Genomic DNA, 24588 nt, shown 5'->3' with positions numbered 1-24588 from the left:
GGCCCCTTTTCGTTTATTCGGCTTTTTCCAGATCGGCGGCTATATCGGGATAGCGGTCCAGCAACGCGCTGGTGACGCCGTTGGTCCATCCGAACCCGTCCTGAAGCGGATATTCGCCGCCCCCGCCGGGCTTGCGTTCTTCGACGTCATATTTTTCCAGCATCTTGCCGGTCTCCGCATAGGCCGCCGCGACCGTGCCGATCCAGCGTCCGGCGATATCGCGCGCCAGCTTTTCCTGCCCATTGCGCGCCAACCCGTCGATCGCCACCCATTGCAGCGGCGCCCAGCCATTGGGCGTATCCCATTGCTGGCCGGTCCGGTTGGGGGTGGTGCGCAGGCCGCCGCTGCCCAGCAGCTTGGCGCGGATGGTGGTCGCAACGGCAATGGCCTGCGAAGGCGACGCAGCGCCGACGAACAGTGGATAGAGCGTCGCGGCGGACAGCACTACCGTCGGCTTCTTCGCCTTGCTATCCCAATCGGCATAGCGGCCTTCCTTGGCTACCCACAGATAGCGGTCGATCGCGGCCTTGCGCTTGCGCGCCAGCCCTGCAAATTCGGTGGCGCAGGCGCTGTCGCCTGCCTTGCGGCAACGCACCTCGATCCGCTGTTCCATCGCCAGCATCAGGCTGTTGAGGTCCACCGGCACGATGTCGGTCGTGTGGATCGTTGCGATCGTGCGCCCGTCGCCGAACCAGCGCGACGTGAAGTCCCATCCGCTTTCCGCGCCAGCACGCAGATGGCGATAGGTGATCGCCTTGTCTCCCTTCGCCTCCGCCGCGGTTGCCACATCTTCCGCATAGGATTCGTCGCGTGGCGTATCCTTGTCGTCCCAATAGCGGTTGAGCAGGGTGCCGTCGGGCATCCGCACGACCCGTTCGCACACGCCGCTGGGCTGCACGCAGGACGCGCCCTTCATCCAATAAGCATGTTCGGCACGCAGCGCTGCCAATTGACGGGTGGCGGTGTCGACGCTGTCATCCTTCGACAGGTCCAGCATCAGCGCGTAGAAGGGCGGCTGCGACCGGCTGAGATAATAGCTTCGCATCCCGTTGGGGATATGGCCGTAAATCTCGATGGTAGAGGTGAAATCCACCAGCATGTTTTCGATCAGCGGCTGCTGACCATCGACCGCCAGGCCCAGCATGGTGAAATAGCTGTCCCAATAATAGATTTCGCGAAAGCGCCCGCCCGGCACGACGAAGGGTGCCGGTAGCCCCAGTGCGGAACTGCCCGCCTGCCGCTCGATCGGCTGGCGGACCAGCGTGGGCCACAAGGTGCGCACATGGGTGCGCAGGTTGGATGCGCCATGATCGTTGACGCCCGGCACCCGGAAGTGGCGCAGCACGAAAGCCTTGAGTGCGTCCTTGCCCTGGGGCGGCTGCTGGCGATAGGCCGCCATGATTGCGGCAGGGGCCGACCGGGGTGTCGCGTCGACGAAGGTCTTGCCATCGGGGAACAGCTTTTCAAGCTGAACGCGTTGGAACAGATCGCCGTACAGTTCGGCAGGGGAGGATTGCGCCCACCCCGAATTTCCCAACACGAGGAGGGAAGCAAGGCCGGCAGCAACGAAGGATCGCCAATTTTTCATGCCCCTTCTTTCGGTCGCCCCGCGAGCCTTTGCAACGGCAAAATCGGATGATCGGCCGGTACTATGGCGCAGCACCGCAGCGTCGCCATGGGCAGGCGCGCGCGATCCGATGGATCAGTGGTGGCGCCGATCTGCGTCCAACCATGCGTCCCGATTGAAGGCATCAGAAGGATAATCATGTCGATGGCTTTGATTGAATCTGGAGGGTTCTGTAAGGTCGCGCGGCGCAACGGGGCCCCATTTGCGCCGTCGATCGCTACCCGCTCGGGACCATGGATGGTGAACGTCCATGGACCGAGGCGGCGGCCACCCAGGTTAATAGTTGCGTCCTCCATCGCCAGTACCTCGGCGTGCGACGGCAGATCGATCGCCGGCAAAGTGATGATCAGTGGGGTGAGGATTTCCATCCGCGCACGTGCGGCGTCACTGGCATCGATGGCGCTTTCTATCTGCCGTTCGGCAATACGCCGGGTTTGGCCGCCGCTGTTTTCCGCCCGTTGGGCCCGCGCACCGAGCAGTATCTTCGGTTCTGATCCCGTGGCAGCAAAAGCTCGGCCCGCTTTATCGCGTCGGTCTTTGGCTTCCCGTGCTTCCTGTGCGGCGCGACGGGTAGAGCGCAGCGCGGCATCCGCCCTATCGCGTTCTGTTTCGATCCGCGCCCGCTCGGCGTCGCGCGCAGCGGCAAAGGTCGACTAGCCGCCACCAACGATGCGAACGCCGACAGCGCTTAGTTCCACGATGCGATCCACATGTTTGAGCAAGGCCCGGTCGCGACATTGCGAACGCGGCCGGCGGTCGTGACGTAGTCCTCGATGATCGTCGGGCTGACGCTGGGCGAGGTCGCATCGAGGAAGTCGGTCCGGAAATAGCCGGGCTCGACCGCGCCCATCAGCCCGAAGCCAGCATTGTTGAGCAGTACGTCGATTTTGCCGAACCTAGCGATGGCGGCATCGGCGGCGGCCTTGGCCTTGGGCTCATCGGTCACGTCGAGCGCAACTGCGAGGAGGTTGGGGTGGTCGCCGAAGCGATCGACGATCTGCTGCGGATTGCGGGCGGTGGCGACGACTGCATCGCCCTGCTGGAGGGCGAGGTTAGTGACGAGGGCGCCGAAGCCGCGCGAGGCACCAGTGATGAACCAGGTCTTCATGGGGAATTTCCTTTCAGCTTGGCCGGTGCCGGGAAGTCCGTTCGGCTTGAATGCTGAAATAGCCCCGAGCGATTGGCGGGATAATCCGACGAATATTCCGATCCGTGCTGAGTGAGGTTCATCAATCGGGATGGTGGGCAAAGAGAAGGGCCGTGCAGTCTGACTGCACGGCCCGTCGGTGTTCGATCGCGAGGAGGCGGCGATCAGCCGCGAGGATCGATCGCGGTGGCGAAGGTCAGTTCCATCTCCTTGGCGAGAAGCTCCGGAAACCGGTCCATCATCGCCTTGGTGTAGGGCTGCTCGAAATGCGCATCGAGGTCGGCGCGCGAGCGCCAGGTCTCGTACAGCACCCAGACATTGGGATCGTCATTGTCGCGGTGGAGCATATAGCCGATCGCACCTTCTTCCTCGAGGGTCGAGGCGATGAGCGCCTTGAGGCCGTTGCCGAGGTCTTCCGAGGTCTCGGGCTTGCCGGTGAGGCGGGCGATGAGGGTCAGTTGCGAAGTCATGATGGTTTCCTTTGGTTGAGGTGATGGAGGGGAGGCCAGGTTAGAGATTGGCGACCGACATCTTGATGTTGTGGCCGCCATCGACGGTGATGGTCTGGCCGGAGACGTAGGAGGCCTGGTCCGAGGCGAGCCAGACCATGGCGTCGGCGATCTCGTCCGCCTCACCGATCCGGCCGAGCGGCACATTGGCTTCGTAGAAGGGCCGCATGTCGCGCCCTTGGGTGAAGCGGTCCGACATCTCGGTCTTGATGAAGCCCGGCGCGATGCCGTTAACCCGGATGCCGTCGCCGCCGAGCTCGACCGCGAGCGCGCGGGTCAGCGATTCCGAGCCGCCTTTCGTCGCCGAATAGACTGGCAGCAGCGCGCCACCCTGCCGTCCCCAGAGCGACGAGACCGTGATGATCGACCCGCCTGGCCGCCGCATATGCGGGATCGCATATTTGGCGGTGAGAAGCGTGCCGCGCAAATTGGTTGCGAGCACCGCGTCGACATCCTCGATGCTGAGCTCGGCGAGCGGCAGCACATGCGGCGGCTCGATCCCGGCATTGGTGATCAGCGTGTCGATTGGGCCGAACCGCTCGACCGCGCCCGCGATGAATGCCTCGATCTGCGCGGCCTCCTGGACATCGGTGGTATTGAACCAGCCGATCCCGCCGAGCCGGTCGATCTCGGCGACGGCGTCAGCGCCGCGATCGGCGCGGCGGCCCGAGATGGCGACATTTGTGCCGGTGCGGGCGAAGGCGAGCGCGGTGGCATAGCCGATGCCCGAGGTCGCGCCGGTGATGACGATGGTCTTGGTCATGGGTGTTACTCTGTTGCGGGTCGCCGGTCAGACGGCCGGATAGACCGCCTCCCAGGCGGCGTTCGGATCGGTGGTAAGGGTCCAGAAGACATCGGCGGCGCCGCTGGCTTGGTCGGAGGCGGGACTGACCAACGTCGCCACGGTCGCGATGCGGATGTTTATGCCCTGCTGTCCAAGCGGTTCAGCGAGGCCCTGCACCATGTTGCGCAAAGCGGCCTTGCCGGCGCCGAGAACGGCCCAGTCGGCGCTGGGGTGGATGCCCAGGCCGCCGCCCGTGATGAGGATGGTGCCGCCGCGCGTTCCGAACAACTCAGTTGCCGCGCGGATGGTGTTGAACCCGGCGGTGACGTCGATCGCGAGGTCGTTGGCGATCTCGGCGTCGGTCATCGAGAACAGATCCTGATTGCGCACGACGCCGGCGTTGAAGTGGACGGCGGAGAGACCGCCGGTCAGCGCTTCTGCCTTGGCGACGGCGGCGCGGAGCGCCACCGGATCGGTGGCGTCGGCCGGCACCGCATGCGCGGTAATGCCGTCTGCGGTGAGCTCGGCGGTCAGCTCGGCCAGCCGGTCGGCGTTGCGGCCGGTCAGGACGATCTGCCAGCCTTCGCGGCCGAACTTGCGAGCGACAGCCTGGCCGATGCCGGGGCCAGCGCCGATGATCATGATGGACTTGGACATGGGGTATTCCTTTGCGTGAAGGGGCTGGCCGCCCCTCGCGCGAGGGACGGCCGGTCAGCGTGTGGGGGAGATCAGGCGAGTACCTCGGCCAGCTCGATCAGATTGCCGAAGGGGTCGCAGAAGAAGGCGAGCTTGCGGCTGATCGCCTCGAGCACGAACGGCTCGGTCACGATGGTGACGCCGCGGCTCCGCAGCTTCTCGACCGTCTCCTCGACGCTGTCGACGTTCAGACAGAAATGATGATAGCCCGCCCAGCCCAAGCTGCTGCCCAGATCGGTATAGGGGCGGACATCCTGCGGCTGCGGATCGCCGCCGCCCAAGATCTCGACACAGAAATGGTCATCGGTCGCAGGCGCCACATAGGCGAGCTGCTCGTCGGCATAGTCCCATTTGGCGACGACGCGGAAATCGAGCGTGCCGACATAGAAATCGAGCGCGGTCTGAAGGTCGGGCGTGCGGACCGCGACATGGTGGCCGCGCATATCGGCGAAGGGCGAAGCGCTGTTCGGCGCGGGAGGAATGAAGTCAGCCATGATGATATCCTTTCGTGTGTCTGAGGGTGTTGGGGTGCGTCGGGGGGATCACTCGGTGGGCGTGACGCGCGCCCAGAGGTCGTTGAATGCGATGGAGTCGAAGAAGGCGTTGGCCTCGACCACGCGGCCGAACTTCATGCGGAAGAACCAGGCGTAGGTGTTGGTGTAGGGCTGGCCGTCCTTCGCAGCTCCGGCGGCGTCGAACAGGATGACGACGCGGTCGGACTCGGCGGTGATGCTGCGGACTTCTGGCTTGATGCCGACCGACATGCGGGCGTTGAACGGGCGGATGACGTCGCGGAGGAAATCCTCCTTGGTCGGATAGCGCTTCGAGGCGACCGAGTTGCCTTCGATCGTCCAGCTGGCCTCGTCGGCGAGCAGTTCGAACGGGTTGCCGGTGCTGGCCTTCCAGGCTTCGAACTTGGCTTCGACCGCCGCCTTGTTCTGCGCCGGGGTGCCTCGTTGGAGGACTTGGGCTTCGGCGCGGGGGGTGAGGGCGAGGATGGTGACGCTGGCCGCTGCGAAACCAAGGGTGAAGCGCGCGGCAAAGGGCGCCCAGAAACGGGTGTTGCTGGTCATTGTCTTTCTCCGATGATGATTGGAGCGGCGAAGGTGGCGCCGCCGCTCCGGGGGTTGGCCTTAGATTTCAGCGTCCCAGGCGGCGGCCTGTGCTTCCTTCAGCATATCTTCGACCGCCTTTGGGCTGACGTTGCGGACCTTGCCGGTATCGGCGGGCACGATCGCGATCATGCGGTCGATCTGCTCCTGCGCGTTCATATGGCCCATCGGGCTGGCGAGCAGGGCGTCGAAGGTGGCGCGAAGATCATCCGGGTTGGTGAAGTTCTTCTCTGCATCGAGCCAGCGGAATGCGGTGTCCGCCATCGTCTCGTTGAAGCCGGTATAATAGGCGCCCGGGTTGATCGTCTGCACCTTAATTCCGAACGGCGCGACTTCCTGGGCGATGGCTTCGGAGATCGATTCCAGCGCGTGCTTGGTCGAGACATAGGTGCCCCAGCCGGCCGGCGTGAACAGCCCGCCCATCGACGAGGTGAACACGATCTTCTTGCCACGGGCAGCGTCGCCCTCAGCGACCCAGCGCTTGATGAACGCCTGGGTCAGCTCTAACGGCTTAAAGACGTTGATCTCGTAATTCTTGCGGACCAGATCGAGCGGGATCTCGCTGACCGGACCGCTCTCGCCATAGCCGGCGTTGTTCCACAGTATGTCAACATCCAGCTTGGCGATGAACGCCATGTCATAGGGATCGGTCAGGTCGAGCTTCTCGACGCGCAGATTGTCGAGGCCGAGCTTGGCGGCCTTTTCGCGCAGCGCTGCCACCTGGGGCGAGATCTGTGCCGTCGCGATAATGTTGTGGCCGGCCTGCGCCATGCCGATTGCGGCGGCCTCGGCGAAGCCCGAGCCGGCGCCGGTGATGAGGATGGTCTTGGTCATGATACGGTCCTTTCGTGGCTGAGGTTGGTCGCGAGGGTTGATCAGCGGAGAAGCGCGGCGACCGCGGCTTCGGCGATGTCGAGATCCTGGGAGGGCGCGCCGCCGGACACGCCGATCGCGCCGATGATGGTGCCGTCGAGGGTGACCGGGAGGCCGCCGGGGAAGGGCATCAGACCGCCATTGCTGGCTTCGAGATTGTGGGCCGGCGCGCCGGGCTTGCAGTAATCCCAGACCGCCTCGCTGCTGATCTGGAACAGCGCCGAGGTGCGCGCCTTGCCGATCGACAAGTCGATGGAGCCGAGCACCGCGCCATCCATCCGGGCGAAGGCCTTGAGGTGGGCGGTGGCATCGAGGACCGCGATGTTGGCGGCGATGCCGAGCTCGCGGGCATGGGCGGCGCCGGCGGCGATCATCGCATTGGCCTGGTCGATCGAGATGCTCATCGTCTTGCTCCTGTTTGCCGGTGTCCGGCTGACAGGAGCTATTTGCGCTGGTTTGATCGCCGCGATTAGACGATGAGTATTCCGATCAGTGCTGAGCGAGAATCAGTAATGCGCACGACCGATCTGTCCGAGCTTGCCGCCTTCGACGCGGTCGCGCGCCATCGCAGCTTCCGCCGTGCGAGCGAAGAGCGCGGTGTCACCGCCTCGGCCATCAGTCATGCGGTCAGCAATCTTGAGGCGCGGGTCGGCATCCGCCTGCTCAATCGTACCACGCGCAGCGTGTCGCTGACCGATGCAGGCGCGATGCTCCTATCGCAGCTGTCGCCGGCGTTCGGCGACATCGGCTCTGCGCTCGATGCACTCAACCAGTTTCGCGACACGCCGTTCGGCAAGGTACGCATTAACGCCCCCAATTCGATCGCACCCTTCGTGCTGGGGCCGATGATCGGTCCACTGATCGCCGCCAATCCCAATCTCGAACTCGAGATCGTCGCCACCGATCGGCTGGTCGATATCGTCGAGGAAGGGTTCGACGCCGGCATCCGGCTGGGCGAAAGCCTGCGTGACGGAATGACGGCAGTGAAGATCAAGCCACGTCTGAAGTTCGCGGTGGTGGGTTCGCCGGGCTATTTCGAGGGGCGCTCATTGCCCAAGACGCCGGCCGACTTGTCCGATCATATCTGCATTCGCAACATGTATCCGAGCGGCGTCGGCTATCCTTGGTCGTTCGGGCGCAACGGCGAGGAGATCGACGTCGAGGTCAAAGGCCCCATTGCGCTGCATGACCACGAGTTGATGATCGAGACCGCACTCGCCGGGGTAGCGCTCACCTACGTCTGGGAGGACCGGGCGCGGCCCTATGTCGAAAGCGGACGGCTGGTGTCCTGCCTTGCCGACTGGATTGTGCCGGAGGACTGGCTCTATCTCTATTATCCCACTCGCCGGTATATCTCGGCGGGCCTGCGTGCTGTCATCGACGCCCTCAAGGCTGCGAGCAGATGATACATGAAAGCGGCCGTAGCTGCCGTTTTCGGTTCACGTGATGCCGCGATGGAAACAGCTCACTTCATGATCGTTGACGATGCCGACAGCCTGCATCCAAGCGTAGACGATAGTCGGCCCGACGAACTTGAAGCCCCGCCGCTTCATCTCCTTTGAGATGGTTTCAGATAGAGGAGATTTGGCGATCCACTCGCGACCGGGATTCTTGATCGTCTTGCCGTCCGTGAATGACCAGCAGAACTCTGCGAAGCTCTCGCCGCGTTCGGCCATCTCACAGTAGATTCGGGCGCCTGCGATCGTCGCACGGATTTTGGCCTGGGCGCGGACGATGCCAGGATCGGACATCAGCCGCGCCACATCCGCCTCATCGAAGGCGGCAACCTTCACCGGATCAAAGTCCGCAAACGCCTGGCGAAATGCCTCGCGTTTGCGCAGGATGATGATCCAAGCGAGGCCTGCCTGGAATCCCTCGAGCATCAGCATTTCCCATAGCATCCGCGGGTCACGCTGTGGCACGCCCCATTCGGCATCATGATAATCCCGCATCAGCGGATCACTTTGTGCCCAACTGCAGCGCTCGAGAGATGGAGTGTCCGACACAGGCTAATCTTTCAATCGACGCAGACCGTTGCGATTTGTTCGTATCATGGTAGCCGCGCCTCTTATCTATCGGCAAAATTGGCCGGAGCCGGTTATGGGCATTCAGCTGAGTAGCTCCGGCTTCCCGACGTTGGTTTTTGCGTCATTGCCGGCTCGCGATTTCATACCGTGCTAACCGTGCCGCCGTCGATGACGAATTCAGCGCCGTGGATCGCCCCGGCGCGATCCGAGGCCAGATAGGCGATGAGGTCCGCAACCTCGTGAGGCTCGGCCCCGCGCCCGATAGGAATGCCGCCTAGGGCATCAAGCACGGACTGCCGCGCGTCCTCGATCGTGCCGCCATTGGCAGTCCGAAGCATTTCGAGAAAGTCTCCGGTGGCATCCGTCATGATCCAGCCGGGCGAGACGGAGTTGACCCGCACCCCCGTGGGACCGAGCTCCTTCGAGATCGACTTGCTGTAGGTCCTGAGCGCGGCCTTGGCGGCGGCATAACCAGTCGTGGATTCGGGCAGCGGCAGGACGGACTGGATCGAGGTGATGTGCACTACAATGCCCTCGCCCCGCTCAAGCATCTGCGGGATCAGCAGCCGATCGAGCCGGACCGTCGCCAGCAGATTGAGATTCAGCTCCGCGAGCCAGTGCTCATCGGTCAGCGCGACGAAGCCGCCTGCCGGCGAAGCCGAACCGCCGATGACATGGGCGAGAATGTCTATGCCGCCCAGCCGCTCGAGCGCCGCCTTGGCCAGCGCTTCGCCTCCCTGCGCAGTCGTCAGGTCCGCCTGCACATACTCGACGCCTCGTATGGGATCCTTGATCGCGCGGGCAGCGGTGACGACACGCGCTCCGCCAGCCAGGAAGCGCTCGACCGTGGCGCGGCCCAGACCCTTGGTGCCACCGCTTACGAGAACGCGCTTTCCCGCGAACTCGGTCGGATCAGACTTGATTGTCATATCGTGACCTCCAGTGCTTTGATGGCATTGGCTTCGAGCGTGAATCGATAGGTGAAGCGGAGCGGGCTACCCGGGAAGTCACCATGGGCGGGCCCTTCGACGACGACCTGATCATCCTCGCGGCGGATCGCATCCGGCGTGAAGATGGCCTTCACGGCGATGACCTCCTCTTCAAACAGCGTCCGCAGCTGATCATGGCCTTCAAAGCGTTTCCCGTTATCCAGAAAAATCGCGTCGGCAGCGAACGGCTTGAGCATTGCGTCGGCATTGAGCCTTGCGTTGGCCGCGACATAATCGGCGATGGGCTTAGGTAGTTCGATCGACATTGCTCAGCTCCTTGCGGTGACAAGGGAAATCTAGCGTCGTGCAATACTTGTGATAATCGGGCTAAACTGGCATGTGACGTCGCGAAAGGCGGGACAATGTCTAAGCACGGCTTAATCGAATTTGATGCTGTCCTTGCCATAGCGCGGCGGGCATCGTTTCGCGCGGCGGCCCTAGAGTTGGGGCTTTCAACCACTGCGCTGAGTAATGCCATAGCCAAGCTGGAAGGGCAGCTTGGGGTGCGACTGTTCAATCGCACGACCCGGAGCGTATCGCTCACCGATGCCGGTCGGAATTTCGTCGAGCAGGTGAGCCCTGCCGTGAGCACACTTCACGAAGCGATGGGAGCCGCTCGGTCACAGCAGGATACGCCTTCCGGAACTCTGCGGATCAATGCATTCGCCACCGGAGCACGGGAGATTCTCGGCCCACTTCTGCTGAAGTTCCTGCGACACTATCCCAAGGTGCACATCGACCTTGTCACTGAAGGCCGAATTGTGGACATCGTCGCCGAAGGGTTCGATCTTGGCTTACGGACTGCGAACCTCGTGCCGACCGATATGATTGCCGTCCCGGTCGGACCTGCTCGCAGCTTTGCCGTCGTTGCATCGCCTGCGTACTTCAAAGCTAACGACAAGCCGCGCACACCGCCGGACCTGCTTCGTCACTCCTGCCTTCGCATCCGGCTGCCAAACGGTGCGCTCCATCGCTGGCATTTCGAGAAGAACGGCCAGTCCGTTCAGATCGACGTTGCCGGCCCTATAACTCTGGACGAGGCGAGCCTGTCGCGCATCGCCGTCCTCGATCATGTCGGCATTGGCTATTTCATGGAAGCTGATGTCCGGGATGATATCCAAGCGGGGCGCCTGACCCGGGTTCTGGAAGACTGGACGCCGCCACTCGCACCCTTGTGCCTTTATTATCCAAGCAGACGAAATCCTTCAGCTGCTTTCAAGGCTTTGATCGACATGGCGCGGCAATCAGCCGAATGATCATTTTGTGGCGACTGCTTTTTCCACAACAGCGGCCATTGGCCGCTCAATGTCGAAATGGCGGTATCTGATCGACCCTGGTCAGTGCAGGGCGCGCCCAAATAAATTATCAGCGTAGAGTGACCGGCACAGCTTCGTACGCGAATAAGGGATCATGCGCTCGGACTTCCTCTCGAGATTAATCTCAAAGCCGGTCAGCCGTGAGCACCCGTCGCGGACAGCACCGGATAGCTGGAGCAGTCTCATGGTCGCTGCCCAGGATGGGCATGGCGGCGCCTATCGGCGGCTGCTCGCCGAGATGTCGGAGTGGCTCGCGCGCTACTTTCAGCGGCGGCTGCCGCCAGGTGAGGTGGACGACGCTGTTCAGGAGACGCTTCTCGCCATCCATCGGCGTCGCCACACATACGATCCGCAATATCCGCTAGGGCCGTGGCTGGCAGCGATTGCGAAGAACAAATGGGTCGACCAGCTTCGCAGCCTGGCGCGCCGACCGATGGACGAGCTTCCCAACGAGATGGCGGTCGGGGACCACGAGACCGCCGTGATCAGCAGTTCCGTGCTGGCCAGCCTGCTCGACGAGCTCCGCCCCGTGCAATCCCAAGCGATCCTGCTGGTCAAGTTGCAAGGCTACAGCATCGAGGAGGCGTCGGGCCAGATCGGCCTCTCCCCTTCGGCAGTGAAGATGAACATCCACCGTGGACTCGCGCGCTTAACGGCTATCATTGAGAAGACACCCGATGTCGAGTGAATCCCTGATCGCAGATCTGTCCTCTGATCTTGCTCCCGTCCAGCGCCGCAGCATGCTGCGTGAAGGTGGGCTGGTCTTCGCGCTCGGCGCGGTGGAGCTCGCGCTGTTCCTCGCCCTGGGAGTGATGCGGCCGGACATGCATCATATGGGTGGGTCGCCATTCCTGATGTGGCGCGTGGGAAGCCTCGGCCTTCTCGCCATCGCCGCCTGCACCCTGGCGATCAGATCCTACTCGCCGACCGCACAAACGCGCCGAGGAGTGATGCTGGCCGGCGCTCTTTCTGCCCTGGCCATCGTCAGCGGTGCGTTCGTCGCGCCCGAAGGCATCGCAGACCGTGCGTTGCTCGATCGCATCAATCCTGCAAGCGGCATCATGTGCGCCACCTCGATCTTCGTGCTTTCGCTTCCGATCGTGGCGTTGCTCGGTGCCCTGATGCGGAGAGCCGCGCCGACCCAGCCCAGGCTCAGCGCGCTTGCCTCCGGCATCGCCGCGGGGGCCTGCGGAGCCTTCGTGTTCGCCTTCTGCTGTCCCTTCAACGATCCGCTCTACGTCGTGGTCTGGTATTCCGTCGGGTGCACCGCCGTCGCGGCTGCTGCACGATGGCGCCTGCCGCGACGCTTCCGTCTCTGACCTGATCCGAAGCGGCCGACCTAGGCCGCGCATCGACTGAACCACCGACCACCAACCCACTCGGCTTTCGGGATGGGAGACGTGCGCCTGCATCACAGAAAGGAACCCCACCATGAATTCCATCACCGACACGAAAGCTCCTGACTGGGACTGGCTTAAGACATACTACTATCTGCGCTTCGTGGTCTCCGCGATCTGGGTCGCGCTGGCCTTTACGGTGGCGAAGACCGCGCCGCCGCTGGCTGCGGTGATGCTCGTGGCCTATCCCGCTTGGGACGCTCTCGCGAACTACATCGATGCCAGCCGGTCCGGCGGCCTGGCGAACAATAAGAGCCAGATGCTGAACTTCGTCGTCAGCGTCGTGACCGCGGTCGCCGTGGCAGCAACACTGCCGCACGGTATGCACGCCGTGCTCCAGATCTTCGGCGTCTGGGCCGTCCTGTCCGGCCTGTTCCAGCTCCTCACCGGCGTGCGCCGCTGGAAGTCATACGGCGCTCAGTGGGCGATGATCCTGAGCGGCGCCCAGTCGGGACTCGCCGGGACGCACATGCTCAGCAAGGCCGGGGGGGTAGCGCCGGTCAGCATCGCCGACATCGTGCCCTACGCAGCGTTCGGCGCCTTCTACTTCCTCATCTCGGCGGTCTCGCTGACCATCAGCGACGCGCGCCGGCGCTCGAAGGCCGTTGCGGCCTGATCGCCGTCGCGGTCGATCCGTTGCAACAGCCGTCGCGGCTGCACAACCCGTGACCCTTTCGACCGCGGCGGTATCGCTGCGGCTCTCCTGATCCCAGCTCAGCCTTCGTCCTGCCACCGGCGCAGTTCGGTCTGATCATGGTAGGCCATACGATCGGGTGTCGTGATGAATTCCATCGTCGTGCCCCAGGGCATCCTGCAGTAGCAGACCTTGTTTCCCAGCCCCTTCTCCGTTGCGTAGGGAATGGCTCGGGGTGCCGTCAACGGGGTGCCGCCGGCCTTCTCGAAGCGCTCGACCGAGGCATCGATGTTGTCGGTGTAGAGCGCGAAGTGCGTGATGCCGACGTCGCTCGCCCGGATCGGCTGGGCCTGTTCGGGCCCATGCATCTCGAAGATTTCGATGTCCGGCCCCGTCCCAATCTTCACCATCGCCTGGGCGCGAACGACCGTTCCTGGAAAGGCGCCGACCGCCTTCTCGAACTCGGATCCCTGTCGAGGCGGATCCTGCGGCCCGAAGGACTGGTAGATCACCTGTCCGCCGAATGCGGCGACGAGGAAGGACTTGGCGGCCTCGATATCTGGCACCGTGATACCGATGTGATTGACGCCGCGGATTTCGGGTGCGGTCATGGGAGTTCTCCTTTCAGTGAGGGTTCTGTGGAAGACCAGCTTTGGTTTGCCTCGATCGAGGCTGAGCGTGCTCTGCGCCGCCTCGGCAGAAGGGCAGGATGATCAGTTGGCCGCGAGAAACGTGATCAGGCCTGCGGCGACCTCGTCCGGCCGTTCGTCCGCGACATAGTGGCTGCACCGCTTTATCGATCCGCCGGTCACGTTATGGGCGAACTCCTCGATCATCGGGACCATGCGTTCGCCGAAGCGCTGGTCCCCTCTGAGACCGAGGACCGGAATCTCGAGAGGCCGCTTCTTGTATTCGAGCGCTGCGGCATGGTCGGCGGCAAGCGTGCGATACCATTCCATGCTGCTGAGACCGATGAAGCCGATCTGCATGATGTCATCTTCTGTCATTCCGAGTGAATTCCGCGAGGGCATCCTCGTCAACAATGCCGGCGTTCTTCTCCCGGGCTCATTTCCCAACCAGCCCCTGGAGGAGATCGACCTCCCGCTGGGGCGCGCCTCGCTGCGCCTGCCATTTTACGCCCAATGCTATCCGGTCGCTGTCTTCGCGCTTGGGCTCAGCTTGGGGGTGAGCCTCATGACTTTACACGCCCCCAGCGTCGTGATCGCCGGCAGGGTGCTGATCGGGGCTGAGCCTTATCTATTATATCGCATTGGAAACCCGCTGGTTCGCGGCGCAAGGGCCTAGCGGTCACCTGCGCGCGGCGGGAGCTACGGGGCTGGTCACGCTACAGGCCAGCATGGTGCTGCTGAGCCTCGGCATTCTCCTGAACCGCTAAGCATGACCGGGATCGTATCGACGGCCAGTGGCAGACACTATGCTGGCATAGCGTCTGCCACTGGCAGCTCATGTGGCAAAGATGGTCCGTTATAGGCGAGGTAGATCAGCACGGCGGCCTGCCAACTCGGCTTGGTGTGCATCACCTGATGCCGATCGCCCTGCGGAAAGTTCTCAGAAGCGCCTCCGACCGGCATCGACCTTGTCGCAGGTGCCGGAAAAGTCCTGCCCGGTGCCCTTAATGGTGATCACGCCGGTTTGTCGGTCGATCCTGAGCTTGGGCTTGTTGAGGCCGTTCAGGCGATAGCTCGCGCGGATTTCGTCGCTCCCGACGATGACGTCCTCAAGCTGCCACCAATGCTGATGGTCACCACCCGAATTGAGCGGCGGGATCAGCTTTTCCGGCGGGCGGATGCGGCCGTCATTGCCATAGATCTGCAGCGTGACTGCGGATGCGAAGCTCTGCATCTCGGTCTGCACACCGCTGCGTGATCGATATTTGTGATCATAGCGGTCCCATTCCAGCGTGTTGGCGTAACCCGAACCGAGCTTTTCACCCTGACCCGAACACACCAGGTTGATGGCTTCATCGCCTCCGCTCTGAGCCGATGCCGGGTCAGCTAGCAATATGGCCCCCGCCATCGTCAATATAGCAAGTTTCATCATCCCTGTTCTCCTGCTTGCCTGAGCGGGATGATGTCAGGATCGACGACATCCGACTAGCTTGTGATATTCGTGCCCTAGCATCGACTCGATGCAGAAAGTAGATAGGGTCGTCAGGATATACGCCGTCAGAAGCCGCCAAGCGTTGACTTCGGCAATCGCCGAACTTGACCGCGCTGGCGGCACTGAATTCTGCAAAGGGATGGAACCATGCCCCTCTGATCGATGCGGGCGCACGACGCATTTGCGTGAGGACCATGCTGAACCTGCATAGGTATCAGAAAATCGCGGCCTTCACGCCCAGCACGAAGCGGGGGCCATAATATTCGACCTGGGTCGGCCGCTCCTTGTTCCCCAGATAATAATGCAGCTTCTGGTTGGTCAGGTTGCTCGCCTCACCAAACAGCGTCACTTTCGGCGTCACTTGCCAGTTCACCGTAAGGTCGAGGCTGGTATAGGCGCCATAATAGCTGTCGAGGTTAGCGCTGGCGCCATATTCCTCGATGAACGCGCCCTTGTAGTTCATCGCCAGGCGGCTGGAGAAACGGCCGTCGTCATAGTAGACTGCGACGTTCGCCAGATTATTGGCCTGTCGCGGCACCCGCACCTCGCGTCCGTCAGGCAGCGTGAACTTGGAGCGGATAAGCGTGTAGTTTGCATTGACGCCGAAATTGGACAGCAGGCCGGGCAGGAAGATCAGCCGGCGCTGCACGTTGAACTCCAGGCCGTAAAGATCGCCCGCCGCGCCATTGGCCGGGGTCAGGAAGGCGACGCCGTCGATACCTCGATAGGCGCCTATGCGGCGCGAGTCATAGATGGGGTTGTTGATCCGCTTGTAGAATGCGCCGCCTGAGATCACGCCGTCATTGCCGAAATAATGTTCGAACAGCAGATCGGCATTCCACGCATAGGTCGGCTTCAGGTCGGGATTGCCGCCGGAAAATTCCAGATCCGCTTCGCTGAACGCGCCGCCGGGGGCGAGGTCGCCGAAATCGGGCCGCGCAAAGCTGCGGGTGATCGCTGCGCGCAAATTGGTGTCGCGATCAAAGCGATAGGTCAGGTGCAGCGACGGCAGGATGGATAGATAGTTGTTTGAGCGCCGCTCATTCTCCAGCCCGCCGTTGACCAGAACCTGCCCGGACAGGGTGGTCTTGGTATGCTCCAGTCGCACCCCGCTCAGCAGCGTCACCGCATCGCTAGGGTTCCAAGTCGCCATCGCATAGCCGGCCGTCTGTTTCTCGACGAGGCGGAAGGTTCGGCCGAGCGCGCCGCCGTTGGCCGCCGTCGCCGATCCCGCGGAGTCGAACAGCAGGTTGCCGCGATTGGCGACATACCAGTTCACCAGATCCTTCTCCGACACGACCTGCGAGAATTGCCCGCTATATTGCGACCCGATGGGAAGCTCGTCCAGGAACTGGCCCCGGCCCGGCTGGTTCATCAGGGGGAAATTGGCCAGCGTCGGCACCGGGCCCGCCGCCGGGTTCCAGGTGTAAAACAGGTCCTCGAAGAAGGCGTCGCGCAGCTTGTCGCGATATTTGGCGCCGGCCTTGAGGGCCAGCGTATCGCCTACTGGCAGGGTCACATTGCCTTCCAGAACGATCCGGTCGGTTTCCTTCACGCGGATCTTGTAAAGTTCGACATTGGCGAGGCGGGTCTGCGACGGGTCCATCTGGAAGCTTGACGGCAGATGGTTGCTGATCGCGTCCGCCGGATCGTTGCCGCCGTCGATGCTGTTATAGGCCAGATTGCCGGCCCCACGATTTTGCAGGCCCTGATAGCTGATATTGCGCTGGTCAAAGCGAACCACGAAATAGCTGTTATCGCGCCCGTCGGGCGTATCGCCATAGCGGAACAGATTCTCATAGTGCGCGGCCTTCCAGTCGAACTTGGCGCCGCCGTCGCCCAGCATATGGACACCGCCGACCTCGCCACCGGCCAGTTCTGTGATGAGCGTGTTGAAGATATGTTGCACCTCGACCCGATTGGACGCGAAGTTCAGCCGGTGCTTGTAGTGCGTCTCATCGTCCGCGAGCGATCCATAGATGCCGCGCGCATAGAGCTTGCCGCCATCGTCGAATTTATATTCCAGCGCGCCGTTGATGCCGATAGTCTCACGCTCGCCGGCATAATCGCGCAGCTCCAGACGGGTGATGCCGATGCCGTCGCCGCCCCGGCGCGGTTCGTAATTGTCGGTCGCCCAGTGGCGCTTGTAATAGCTGCCCGACAGGACGAAGCCGAATTTGCCGTCACCGAAACGGTCGCCATAAACGCCGTTGACGAGAAAGCCGCCCTTGCCCGCTTTCTCCGAATAATTGCCGCCGGCGGTCAGTTGCATTGTGCGCTCGTCGGGCGCGGTCTTGGTGATGAAATTGACCGAGCCGCCGATCGCGTCGCCCTCCATGTCGGGCGTGATCGCCTTGGCGACGACGACCTGTTCGATCAGCTCGGACGGAAAGAAGTCGAAGGCGGTCGCGCGGCTAGTCGTTTCTTCCTCAGCGGTCGGCAGGCGATTGCCGTTGATGAGGGTCGAGTTCCACTGGGAGGGAAGGCCGCGCACGGCGACGAAGCGGCCCTCGCCCTGATCCCGCTCGATGGCGACGCCGGGCAGACGCTGCACAGCTTCGGCGGCGTTGCGATCCGGCAGGCGACCGATGCCGTCGGCGGTCAGGACGTTGACGATATTGTCGGCGCGACGCTGCGCCTCGATGGACTTCATCTCGCCGCTGACGATGGTGCCGGTGATGACGATGTCGCTGGACGGCGCATCCTCGGCCGCTGGGGCGACTTGCGCATGCGCGGTTGTGGCGAGGACAAGTGGCCCCAGACTAACAGCGGATTTAAGAAAGAATCTGGTCATGATATCACCCCTTGATTGATAGCAGCGCTATCGCGGCGCCTCTGATCTCGATCCTGGGGTTGCCATGACTTGCTCTGGCTCATCCAATTCATTGAGTGCATCGCAGTAATAGCCGGATAGCACATCAATTCAGACGAAAATCGCCTCGCACAGCTTGGCCGTGCGAGGCATGATCTCTGAGAGTTGGTGAAATTGCGTCCCTATCTATTTGGCTGTCCCAATTTTCGTCTGAAATAGAGGATGGAGATCGAAGCCATGGCGAGACACAGAACCGCGCCTGCATAGGCAAGCCAGATGAAGAAATGGAGCCAGTCGAGCATGACGCCCGGCAGGTTGCGCAACAACGTCAGCACGACGCTGGCGCCATAGCCGGTCGCGTCGGCGACATAGATGAGGAAACCCGCCGTTCCCGCCCGTCGCGTCGCAGCGACTAGCCGGTCGAATAGCATCGCGTTGAACGGCGTATAACCCAGATACAGTCCGAGCCCCGACAGGATCATCCAGGGGAGTGGCGCGAGCCAGCCAAGCTGAAAGGCCAATGTCGATAGCCCGATCAGGGCCGCGCCCAGCATGACGATGACGTGGATGACGATCAGCGCGCGTAGATTGTCTCGGATGAAAACGAGGCTGGCCAGGATCACCAGCGTCACCAGCGCGATGGGCGCCTCGCTGGCGGTAAAGACGCTCGACACGCCCGCATAGCCAAGGTCGATCCATATCTCCGCTGAGAAATTGTCGCGAAAATCGCGGATTGCCGTGAAAAATGTGTAGGCGAGGACCAGAAAGCCGACGCCCGGACCATAGTCGCGCAGGAAGGCACGGCGCGCCGCGGCTGGCATGGGCGGCCGCGCCATCCGCTCGGCCTGCTCCTCCGGCGTCGGGGGCGGCATTTGCGCCAGGCCGATCACTGCGACGATCAGCAGCGGCATGAACAAGGCGCCGGTCATCGCTGGCATCCAATATTCACTGACGCTCATATCGATCATCAACCACATGCCGACCGACTTCACGATACCCGACTGCGCCTGCGCCAGACGTTGCGTAAACGTCTGGCACGGCGTCACCGTCGCCCCATTTGCCGCCAGACTGGTCACGCGCTCTGGCCGACTAGCATCCGGGTCGGCGCACCGCCGGGCTGCTCGCCCTTGACCAGCGCTTCCTCGATCAGTCGGATCGCGACGCACAGGTCGGCGACGCTTTCGATTACGAAATCCGCTCCCGCAGCCGCGAACTCGGCCATCACCGGCGCCATGCGCGCGGCCCGGCCGTCGGCGGAGAAGCCCATGAAATCATCATAGGCCAGGCCCACGCCATTGCCCGATCCGGCAAGGCCGATGGTCCACAGCCCCGCGTTTCGGCCGGCGGCGATCCCGACCGGCGCGTCATCGACGGCAACGCAGCGCCCCGCAGGCCAAGCGGACAATTGCGTCATCGCCTGCCACAGCATCAGCGGCGCAGGGCGGCCCAGTGCGGTTTCGCCGGCGCACACGATCGCATCGGGCGCATAGCCCTGCGCGGCGGCGACGGGGATGATGTCTGCCATCATCGTGCGGGTGTAGCCGGTGGTCGACCCGACCTTGATCCCCTTGTGACCCAAGGCGGAGGCGGCCGTGGCCGCGCCCGGAATGAGATCACGGCAGAGACCCGCGCTGTGTGCCATCGCAGGTTCCAGATCGACCATGATCGCGTCGACATCGGCCTCGGTCCACGCGCTACCCTTCGCCGCCGTCCAGCGTGTCGCCATGACGTCCTCGGATAGGATGGCGACCACATGCTCGCGCTTGGCCATGCCCATATAGCGGCGGATGGTGGCCTCGTCGGCGGGAACGCCGGCTTGTTCGAAGACCTGGCGCATGGCCATCACGGGGGCGCGTGATCCGAAATCGATCATAGTGCCAGCCCAGTCGAACAGGACCGCGACAATATCCGACATCATGCAATCTCCTTGATCGGGGCATTGAGTGCCGCGCCGACCACCCGTTCGCCAATGGCGAAGGCGGTGGACATGCCCGCGCCGCATGTCACGACGGTGACATGGACGCCGGGCGCAATGGCCTTGGTGAACCAGTTCTGCCTGGGGGATGAGGCGTAGATACCCACCCAGCGTTCGATGACCGGCGGGACATTGCCCAGCACGGCGGCAAACTCTTCCAGCATGAGGGCGTCGATGCGCGCATGATGGAAGGGGTCGGGGGCGTCGCCATAGTCATGGCTGTCGCCCACGACCAGCGACCCGTCGGCTGACTGGACGGCGATCAGATGGATACCCGCATCGAGAAAGGCACCTTGCTCCGCCCGCAACTGGGTCGCGAGCGGTGCGGCTTCTGGCAGGGCGGAATAGCCTTCGTATCGGGTGAGGCCGAGGTCACTCATTACCGGCCGCGCGAGTCGATAGCCGGGCGCGGCGAGGCGCAGCATCTGCAGCTTGCAGCGCGTGACCGCATGCGCCGCCATGACCTCAGGGAACAGCGCGTTCAGATCGTCGCCGGGACACACGAATGTGGCGGCGGCGCGGTAGTCGCCTGCGTTGGTGACGACATGCCCGTTCTCGCAGGCGATCACCGTGGCGGGCGGCGCGAAGGTGACGCCCATTTCTCGTTCCAGCCAGGCCGCGATTCGTGGCACGGCCTCGCGCGCTTCCACGCGCAGTTCATGCGGGCTGACCAAGGCCGCCTCGCACGGTTGAAACGGCGTCTCGGCGTCGAGCGCGCGCAACTGCCGGTCGGTGAGAAGCTGACAGTCCTCGCCCATTTCGGTCGCCATAAAGGCCTTCAGCACGGCGGCGGCGGCCTGACGCCGCACGGGCAGGACAAGGCCGGTCTGCTCGATAGGAATTCCCGCACGCGGCGCAACGTCCGCCCACACGTCGCGCGCCTGCCGGGCGAGGGGCCACATCTCATGCCGCTCCTGTCCCATCACCGTGACGAAGCCGAAATTGCGGATGCTGGCGCCTGTCGCGCGGGCGTGGCGGTCGATCACGACCACGCTCTTGCCGGTTCGCGCTGCCGCCAGCGCATGGGCCAGCCCCACTATGCCACGGCCGATCACCGCAACGTCAAATTCCCTGTTCATGCTGCTCTTGCTCGCCTGTGACCAACTTGTAACAATCTTGCGTCACAGACTGTGTGCTGCAGAGGCGCGTTCAAGGCCAATGCATCTGAGGCATGGCGACCATAGACGCGCATGGCCTTCGGTCAGGGAAAGGTACTGGGTTGAGCGTCAATTTCCTGCATCTGCGCAGCTTTTATGCGGTCGCCAGCGAACGCAGCGTCAGCAAGGCAGCGCGGCGGCTCAACATCTCCCAGCCGACCTTGTCCAAGCAGTTGAAGGCACTGGAGGATCGCTACAAGGTCAAGCTGATCGAGGGGGTGCGCCCGCCGCTGACGCTGACCACTGCTGGGCACGAACTGTTCGACAAGGCGCAGAAACTGTTCGGGATCGCCGACGAGATCGGCGCGCTGCTCGGCGAAGACAATATCGACAGCAGCGCGCTGCTGCGCCTGGGCACCGACAGTCCGCCCTATGCCGCCGAGTTCATGGCCGCGTTCAAGGCGGAAGTTCCCAACGCCCATTTTCGCGTGACGATCGCCAACGCCATGCAGACCAACGAACTGTTGCTGAAAGCGCAGGTGGACATCGGCATCATCTGCGAGCCACCGATCGAGACGGACTATACTTACACGCCACTTTATGCCGATCGGCTGGTGGCGATTCTGCCGGCGTCATGGCCGGACGATGGATTGAAGCTGTTCCCGGTCGCGCGGCTGGCGCAGGAAGTGATACTGGTCCGTGAAGCCACGTCGCGCACGCTGGCGGCCATGAACCGGCTCCTGGCCGACGCAGAAATCGCGCCGGGTCAGACGATGGAACTGCACACGCGCGAAATGATCAGGGAGGGCGTCGCTCAGGGCATCGGCATGAGCCTGATGTTCGAGAAGGAATGCCCGCCCGACAACCGCATACGGGTGCTATCACTCGATACGCGCTCGTCCCTGATCGAGGTGAAAGGTTATCTGGCTGTGCGGACTGAACGCAAGCGCATGCCGTTGATCCGCCAGTCGCTGGCAATCGCCAAGAGGTTGGCAGAACGCTAGAGCGGTTTCCTTCCGATGAGAGTCGATGGGGATTGAACAAACCCGCTGACGCGGGAGAGGTGCGCGTATTGGCTGGAATGGCCTCCTGATGAGAAGGTTTGGTTGCTGAGACCAACCCCTGACCAGGAGACCACCCCATGGCTGATACCACAACAGCGGTGAGTCCGCTGCGCCGTCGTATGATCGACGACATGATGTTGCGCAACTTGTCGCCGGCTACCCAGCGTTCCTACCTTCACGCCGTCGCGAAGTTCAGTCGTCACTTTGGACGCTCACCGGATCGGCTTGGGCTCGAGGATGTCCGGGCATTTCAGGTCTATCTCGTGTCGCAGGGGATTTCCTGGCCATCGCTGAACCAGACCGTGTGCGCATTGCGCTTTTTCTATGGGGTGACGTTGAACCGGGGCGAGATACCGGAGCGGATCGCCTATGCGCGCACGCCTCGCAAGCTGCCGGCGATCTTGAGCCCTGATGAGGTGGTACGCTTTCTTGAGGCGGTGCCGTCGTTGAAGTCCCGTGCCGCGCTGACCACTGCTTATGCTGCGGGACTGCGCGTATCGGAGGCGGTGAGCCTGAAGATTGGCGATATCGACAGCGACCGGATGCTGCTGCAGGTTCGCCACGGCAAGGGTGCCAAGGATCGCACAGTGATGCTTTCGGCTCAGTTGCTCGATATCCTGAGGACGTATTGGCGGCTGACCCGTCCGACCGACTGGTTATTCCCTGGTCGGGGCGAGAGGCCGATCGACGTGACGGTCCTCCATTCGGCTTGCCGGTCAGCCACCAAGGCGGCGGGATTGACCAAGAAGGTCAGTGTGCACACGCTGCGCCACAGCTTTGCCACCCATTTGCTCGAGAGCGGCGTCGATATCCGCATTATCCAGGTGTTGTTGGGGCATAACAGTCTCTCGACGACGGCGCGCTATACGCAGGTTGCCACGACTACGATCGCTGCGGCGCAGAGCCCGCTCGACCGTTTGACGCTTGAGGTGGTGCCGCCCGCCTGAGCCGGGACCATGCGTTCCGATCTGGAGGTGGCGGATATTTTCCGCCGCCATGGTCATGCCTATCGCCACACCAACGACGGCCATCTTGGCCGCGTCGAGCGGCGCGTCATGTCTGCGATCGAGCTCTGCCGAACCGCTGCGCTTGGTGGTCATGTCGAGGCCTGTGAGGACTGCGCGCATGTCCGCGTCGCCTACAACTCTTGCCGCAACCGGCACTGCCCGAAGTGCCAGAGCGCGACGCGCGAACGATGGCTCGCTGACCGGCAAGCCGATCTGTTGCCAGTACCCTATTTCCACGTCGTATTCACGGTGCCGAGCGCAGTCGCCGAGATCGCGTTCCACAATAAGGCGGTGGTTTATGCGATCTTGTTCGACGCCGTCGCAGCGACGCTCAAGGCCATCGCAGCCGATCCCAGGCACCTTCGTGGCGAGATCGGATTCCTGGCCATTCTTCACACATGGGGGCAGGCGCTCACGCATCATCCGCACATTCACTGTCTCGTCCCGGGCGGCGCGCTTTCTTCGGATGGACGGTGGCGCGGCTGCCGACCGAACTTCTTCTTGCCCGTCCATGTCCTCTCACGCCTGTTCCGACGACTATTCCTCGAAAGGCTCCAGGCGGCACGGGCAGCCGGGCGGCTACGCTTCTCCGGCAAGCTGGATGGGTTTAATAACGGGGACGTCTTCACCGCAGCGATCGGTAAGCTGCGTCGCAAGAACTGGATTGTCTATGCCAAGCCGCCGTTCGGATCGCCCGAGCATGTCCTCGCCTATCTCGGCCGCTATACACACCGGGTCGCCATCGCCAACAGTCGCCTGGTCAGTGCTGACGAGACCAGCGTGACCTTCCACTGGCGTGATTACCGTCATGGCAACGCGCCCAGGCTGATGTCGCTTGATCCGCACGAGTTCATTCGCCGCTTCCTCATCCACAGCCTGCCGGACGGCTTTCATCGCATCCGGCACTATGGTTTCCTCGCTAACGGCTGCCGTCGGGCACGGCTCGCCACCATACGGCAGATCCTGATCCCGACGGAGCCGATTGCGACCGTCGCGGCCGAGGTCGGCGAGCCCATCAGGCCGCTCCCGCACTTTGATCCAACCCAGTGCCCTTGCTGCGGCGGCATTCTGCGCGTCACCGCCACGCTGCCGCGATGGCACACTGGGCAACTCAGACCATGGCCCGATACGTCATGACCACAGGATTTCGATCGAACATAAGACGTGAAAGCAGCGCCGCATTTGCGCCGACGATCCCCCATATCTGCCATCTTGCAAATCCACTGGCAGCGCAGATGTGCCAACCTGCAGCCCGCTCAAATATCCGTTTGGTCCGTCGATTACCTCGTCCTATGCCGCCAATACGCCATCATCCTATCGAGCATGGTGGCATTCGTTCGCCCAGAACCGCTCGCCCACAACCAATGCCGCGGCACTAATCCCATAGGTCGCGCGCGCGTC

General features: G+C 62.9%; 29 protein-coding genes. 9 read left to right on the top strand and 20 right to left on the bottom strand.

The features are described from left to right. Positions 1–13 precede the first annotated feature (13 nt). The 10 genes from treF to MOK15_RS19285 all read right to left on the bottom strand — a co-directional run bounded on the left by treF (position 14) and on the right by MOK15_RS19285 (position 7152). Positions 14–1588, bottom strand: coding sequence for an alpha,alpha-trehalase TreF (gene treF / locus MOK15_RS19330; RefSeq protein WP_242933334.1), 1575 nt, complete (start codon positions 1586–1588; stop codon positions 14–16). Then, on the bottom strand, positions 1585–1995 hold the full coding sequence (locus MOK15_RS19325; RefSeq protein WP_242933333.1) for a hypothetical protein: 411 nt from the start codon (positions 1993–1995) through the stop codon (positions 1585–1587). Before MOK15_RS19325 ends, treF begins: the two co-directional genes overlap by 4 nt. A 320-nt stretch (positions 1996–2315) precedes the next feature. Continuing rightward, entirely contained in the window at positions 2316–2735 is a 420-nt protein-coding gene (locus MOK15_RS19320; RefSeq protein WP_242933332.1) for an SDR family NAD(P)-dependent oxidoreductase, read from the bottom strand. A gap of 203 nt (positions 2736–2938) precedes the next feature. Then, positions 2939–3244 (bottom strand): putative quinol monooxygenase, encoded by a 306-nt coding sequence (locus MOK15_RS19315; protein WP_242933331.1) that lies wholly within the window; start codon positions 3242–3244, stop codon positions 2939–2941. 40 nt (positions 3245–3284) lie between these two features. After that, positions 3285–4046 carry an SDR family NAD(P)-dependent oxidoreductase gene (locus tag MOK15_RS19310; protein WP_242933330.1) on the bottom strand — a complete coding sequence of 254 codons (762 nt, stop codon included), beginning with the start codon at positions 4044–4046 and terminating at the stop codon, positions 3285–3287. A 27-nt stretch (positions 4047–4073) separates the two neighbouring features. Then, positions 4074–4724, bottom strand: a complete 651-nt coding sequence (locus tag MOK15_RS19305; RefSeq protein WP_242933329.1) for an SDR family NAD(P)-dependent oxidoreductase — start codon at positions 4722–4724, stop codon at positions 4074–4076. Between the two features lie 71 nt (positions 4725–4795). Next, positions 4796–5257 carry a VOC family protein gene (locus MOK15_RS19300; RefSeq protein ID WP_242933328.1) on the bottom strand — a complete coding sequence of 154 codons (462 nt, stop codon included), beginning with the start codon at positions 5255–5257 and terminating at the stop codon, positions 4796–4798. 48 nt (positions 5258–5305) lie between these two features. Beyond that, positions 5306–5836 (bottom strand): nuclear transport factor 2 family protein, encoded by a 531-nt coding sequence (locus MOK15_RS19295; RefSeq protein WP_242933327.1) that lies wholly within the window; start codon positions 5834–5836, stop codon positions 5306–5308. Positions 5837–5896: 60 nt separating this feature from the next. Continuing rightward, a complete protein-coding gene (locus MOK15_RS19290) occupies positions 5897–6709 on the bottom strand; it encodes an SDR family oxidoreductase (protein WP_242933326.1) in 813 nt (270 codons plus the stop codon). A gap of 41 nt (positions 6710–6750) precedes the next feature. Continuing rightward, the gene (locus MOK15_RS19285) at positions 6751–7152 is read right to left on the bottom strand and encodes a heme-binding protein (RefSeq protein ID WP_242933325.1); all 402 of its coding nucleotides are present in this window, start codon (positions 7150–7152) and stop codon (positions 6751–6753) included. Positions 7153–7260: 108 nt separating this feature from the next. Between MOK15_RS19285 and MOK15_RS19280 the strand changes: the two genes are divergently transcribed. Further along, positions 7261–8154, top strand: coding sequence for a LysR family transcriptional regulator (locus MOK15_RS19280; RefSeq protein ID WP_242933324.1), 894 nt, complete (start codon positions 7261–7263; stop codon positions 8152–8154). A 33-nt stretch (positions 8155–8187) separates the two neighbouring features. Here the strand turns inward: MOK15_RS19280 and MOK15_RS19275 are convergent, their stop codons facing one another. From MOK15_RS19275 to MOK15_RS19265, 3 genes are all read right to left on the bottom strand, one after another. Next, positions 8188–8754, bottom strand: coding sequence for a DNA-3-methyladenine glycosylase I (locus tag MOK15_RS19275; RefSeq protein WP_347567235.1), 567 nt, complete (start codon positions 8752–8754; stop codon positions 8188–8190). A 161-nt stretch (positions 8755–8915) separates the two neighbouring features. Next, entirely contained in the window at positions 8916–9704 is a 789-nt protein-coding gene (locus MOK15_RS19270) for an SDR family oxidoreductase (protein WP_242933323.1), read from the bottom strand. After that, on the bottom strand, positions 9701–10030 hold the full coding sequence (locus MOK15_RS19265; protein WP_242933322.1) for a nuclear transport factor 2 family protein: 330 nt from the start codon (positions 10028–10030) through the stop codon (positions 9701–9703). The genes MOK15_RS19270 and MOK15_RS19265 overlap by 4 nt, the downstream gene beginning before the upstream one ends. Positions 10031–10126: 96 nt before the next feature. Between MOK15_RS19265 and MOK15_RS19260 the strand changes: the two genes are divergently transcribed. The 4 genes from MOK15_RS19260 (at position 10127) to MOK15_RS19245 (ending at position 13093) form a co-directional block, all read left to right on the top strand. After that, entirely contained in the window at positions 10127–11020 is an 894-nt protein-coding gene (locus MOK15_RS19260; RefSeq protein ID WP_242933321.1) for a LysR family transcriptional regulator, read from the top strand. Positions 11021–11264: 244 nt separating this feature from the next. Next, a complete protein-coding gene (locus MOK15_RS19255) occupies positions 11265–11768 on the top strand; it encodes a sigma-70 family RNA polymerase sigma factor (protein WP_242933320.1) in 504 nt (167 codons plus the stop codon). Continuing rightward, complete coding sequence (locus MOK15_RS19250) at positions 11758–12399, top strand: DUF1109 domain-containing protein (protein ID WP_242933319.1); 642 nt, start codon at positions 11758–11760, stop codon at positions 12397–12399. Before MOK15_RS19255 ends, MOK15_RS19250 begins: the two co-directional genes overlap by 11 nt. A gap of 112 nt (positions 12400–12511) precedes the next feature. Beyond that, positions 12512–13093 (top strand): DUF308 domain-containing protein, encoded by a 582-nt coding sequence (locus MOK15_RS19245; RefSeq protein WP_242933318.1) that lies wholly within the window; start codon positions 12512–12514, stop codon positions 13091–13093. A gap of 98 nt (positions 13094–13191) precedes the next feature. Here the strand turns inward: MOK15_RS19245 and MOK15_RS19240 are convergent, their stop codons facing one another. Further along, complete coding sequence (locus tag MOK15_RS19240) at positions 13192–13722, bottom strand: VOC family protein (protein ID WP_242933317.1); 531 nt, start codon at positions 13720–13722, stop codon at positions 13192–13194. Positions 13723–13824: 102 nt separating this feature from the next. Then, positions 13825–14100, bottom strand: coding sequence for an alpha/beta hydrolase (locus MOK15_RS19235; protein ID WP_242933316.1), 276 nt, complete (start codon positions 14098–14100; stop codon positions 13825–13827). Here MOK15_RS19235 and MOK15_RS19230 point away from each other — a divergent pair. Next, entirely contained in the window at positions 14099–14416 is a 318-nt protein-coding gene (locus MOK15_RS19230) for a hypothetical protein (protein ID WP_242933315.1), read from the top strand. The genes MOK15_RS19235 and MOK15_RS19230 overlap by 2 nt on opposite strands. 264 nt (positions 14417–14680) lie before the next feature. Here MOK15_RS19230 and MOK15_RS19225 read toward each other — a convergent pair whose 3' ends face one another. The 5 genes from MOK15_RS19225 to MOK15_RS19205 form a co-directional block, all read right to left on the bottom strand. Then, a complete protein-coding gene (locus MOK15_RS19225) occupies positions 14681–15172 on the bottom strand; it encodes a hypothetical protein (protein WP_242933314.1) in 492 nt (163 codons plus the stop codon). A 274-nt stretch (positions 15173–15446) separates the two neighbouring features. Beyond that, the gene (locus MOK15_RS19220; RefSeq protein ID WP_242933313.1) at positions 15447–18026 is read right to left on the bottom strand and encodes a TonB-dependent receptor; all 2580 of its coding nucleotides are present in this window, start codon (positions 18024–18026) and stop codon (positions 15447–15449) included. Between the two features lie 200 nt (positions 18027–18226). Then, entirely contained in the window at positions 18227–19120 is an 894-nt protein-coding gene (locus MOK15_RS19215) for a DUF5690 family protein (RefSeq protein ID WP_242933312.1), read from the bottom strand. After that, a complete protein-coding gene (gene phnX / locus MOK15_RS19210; protein WP_242933311.1) occupies positions 19117–19962 on the bottom strand; it encodes a phosphonoacetaldehyde hydrolase in 846 nt (281 codons plus the stop codon). The genes MOK15_RS19215 and phnX overlap by 4 nt, the downstream gene beginning before the upstream one ends. Further along, a complete protein-coding gene (locus MOK15_RS19205; protein ID WP_242933310.1) occupies positions 19959–21098 on the bottom strand; it encodes a TIGR03364 family FAD-dependent oxidoreductase in 1140 nt (379 codons plus the stop codon). The genes phnX and MOK15_RS19205 overlap by 4 nt, the downstream gene beginning before the upstream one ends. Before the next feature lie 140 nt (positions 21099–21238). On the opposite strand from MOK15_RS19205, the gene MOK15_RS19200 reads away from it, so the two are divergent. From MOK15_RS19200 to MOK15_RS19190, 3 genes are all read left to right on the top strand, one after another. Next, positions 21239–22120, top strand: coding sequence for a LysR family transcriptional regulator (locus tag MOK15_RS19200; RefSeq protein ID WP_242933309.1), 882 nt, complete (start codon positions 21239–21241; stop codon positions 22118–22120). A gap of 137 nt (positions 22121–22257) precedes the next feature. Next, positions 22258–23127 carry a tyrosine-type recombinase/integrase gene (locus MOK15_RS19195; protein WP_242933308.1) on the top strand — a complete coding sequence of 290 codons (870 nt, stop codon included), beginning with the start codon at positions 22258–22260 and terminating at the stop codon, positions 23125–23127. A gap of 9 nt (positions 23128–23136) precedes the next feature. After that, the gene (locus MOK15_RS19190; RefSeq protein WP_242933307.1) at positions 23137–24324 is read left to right on the top strand and encodes an IS91 family transposase; all 1188 of its coding nucleotides are present in this window, start codon (positions 23137–23139) and stop codon (positions 24322–24324) included. The last annotated feature ends 264 nt before the right edge of the window (positions 24325–24588 follow it).

The organism is Sphingobium sp. BYY-5, from assembly GCF_022758885.1.
Classification (GTDB): Bacteria; Pseudomonadota; Alphaproteobacteria; order Sphingomonadales; family Sphingomonadaceae; genus Sphingobium.
The sequence above is the reverse complement of the archived record's forward strand: the minus strand, read 5'-3'. Positions and strand labels throughout refer to the sequence as shown.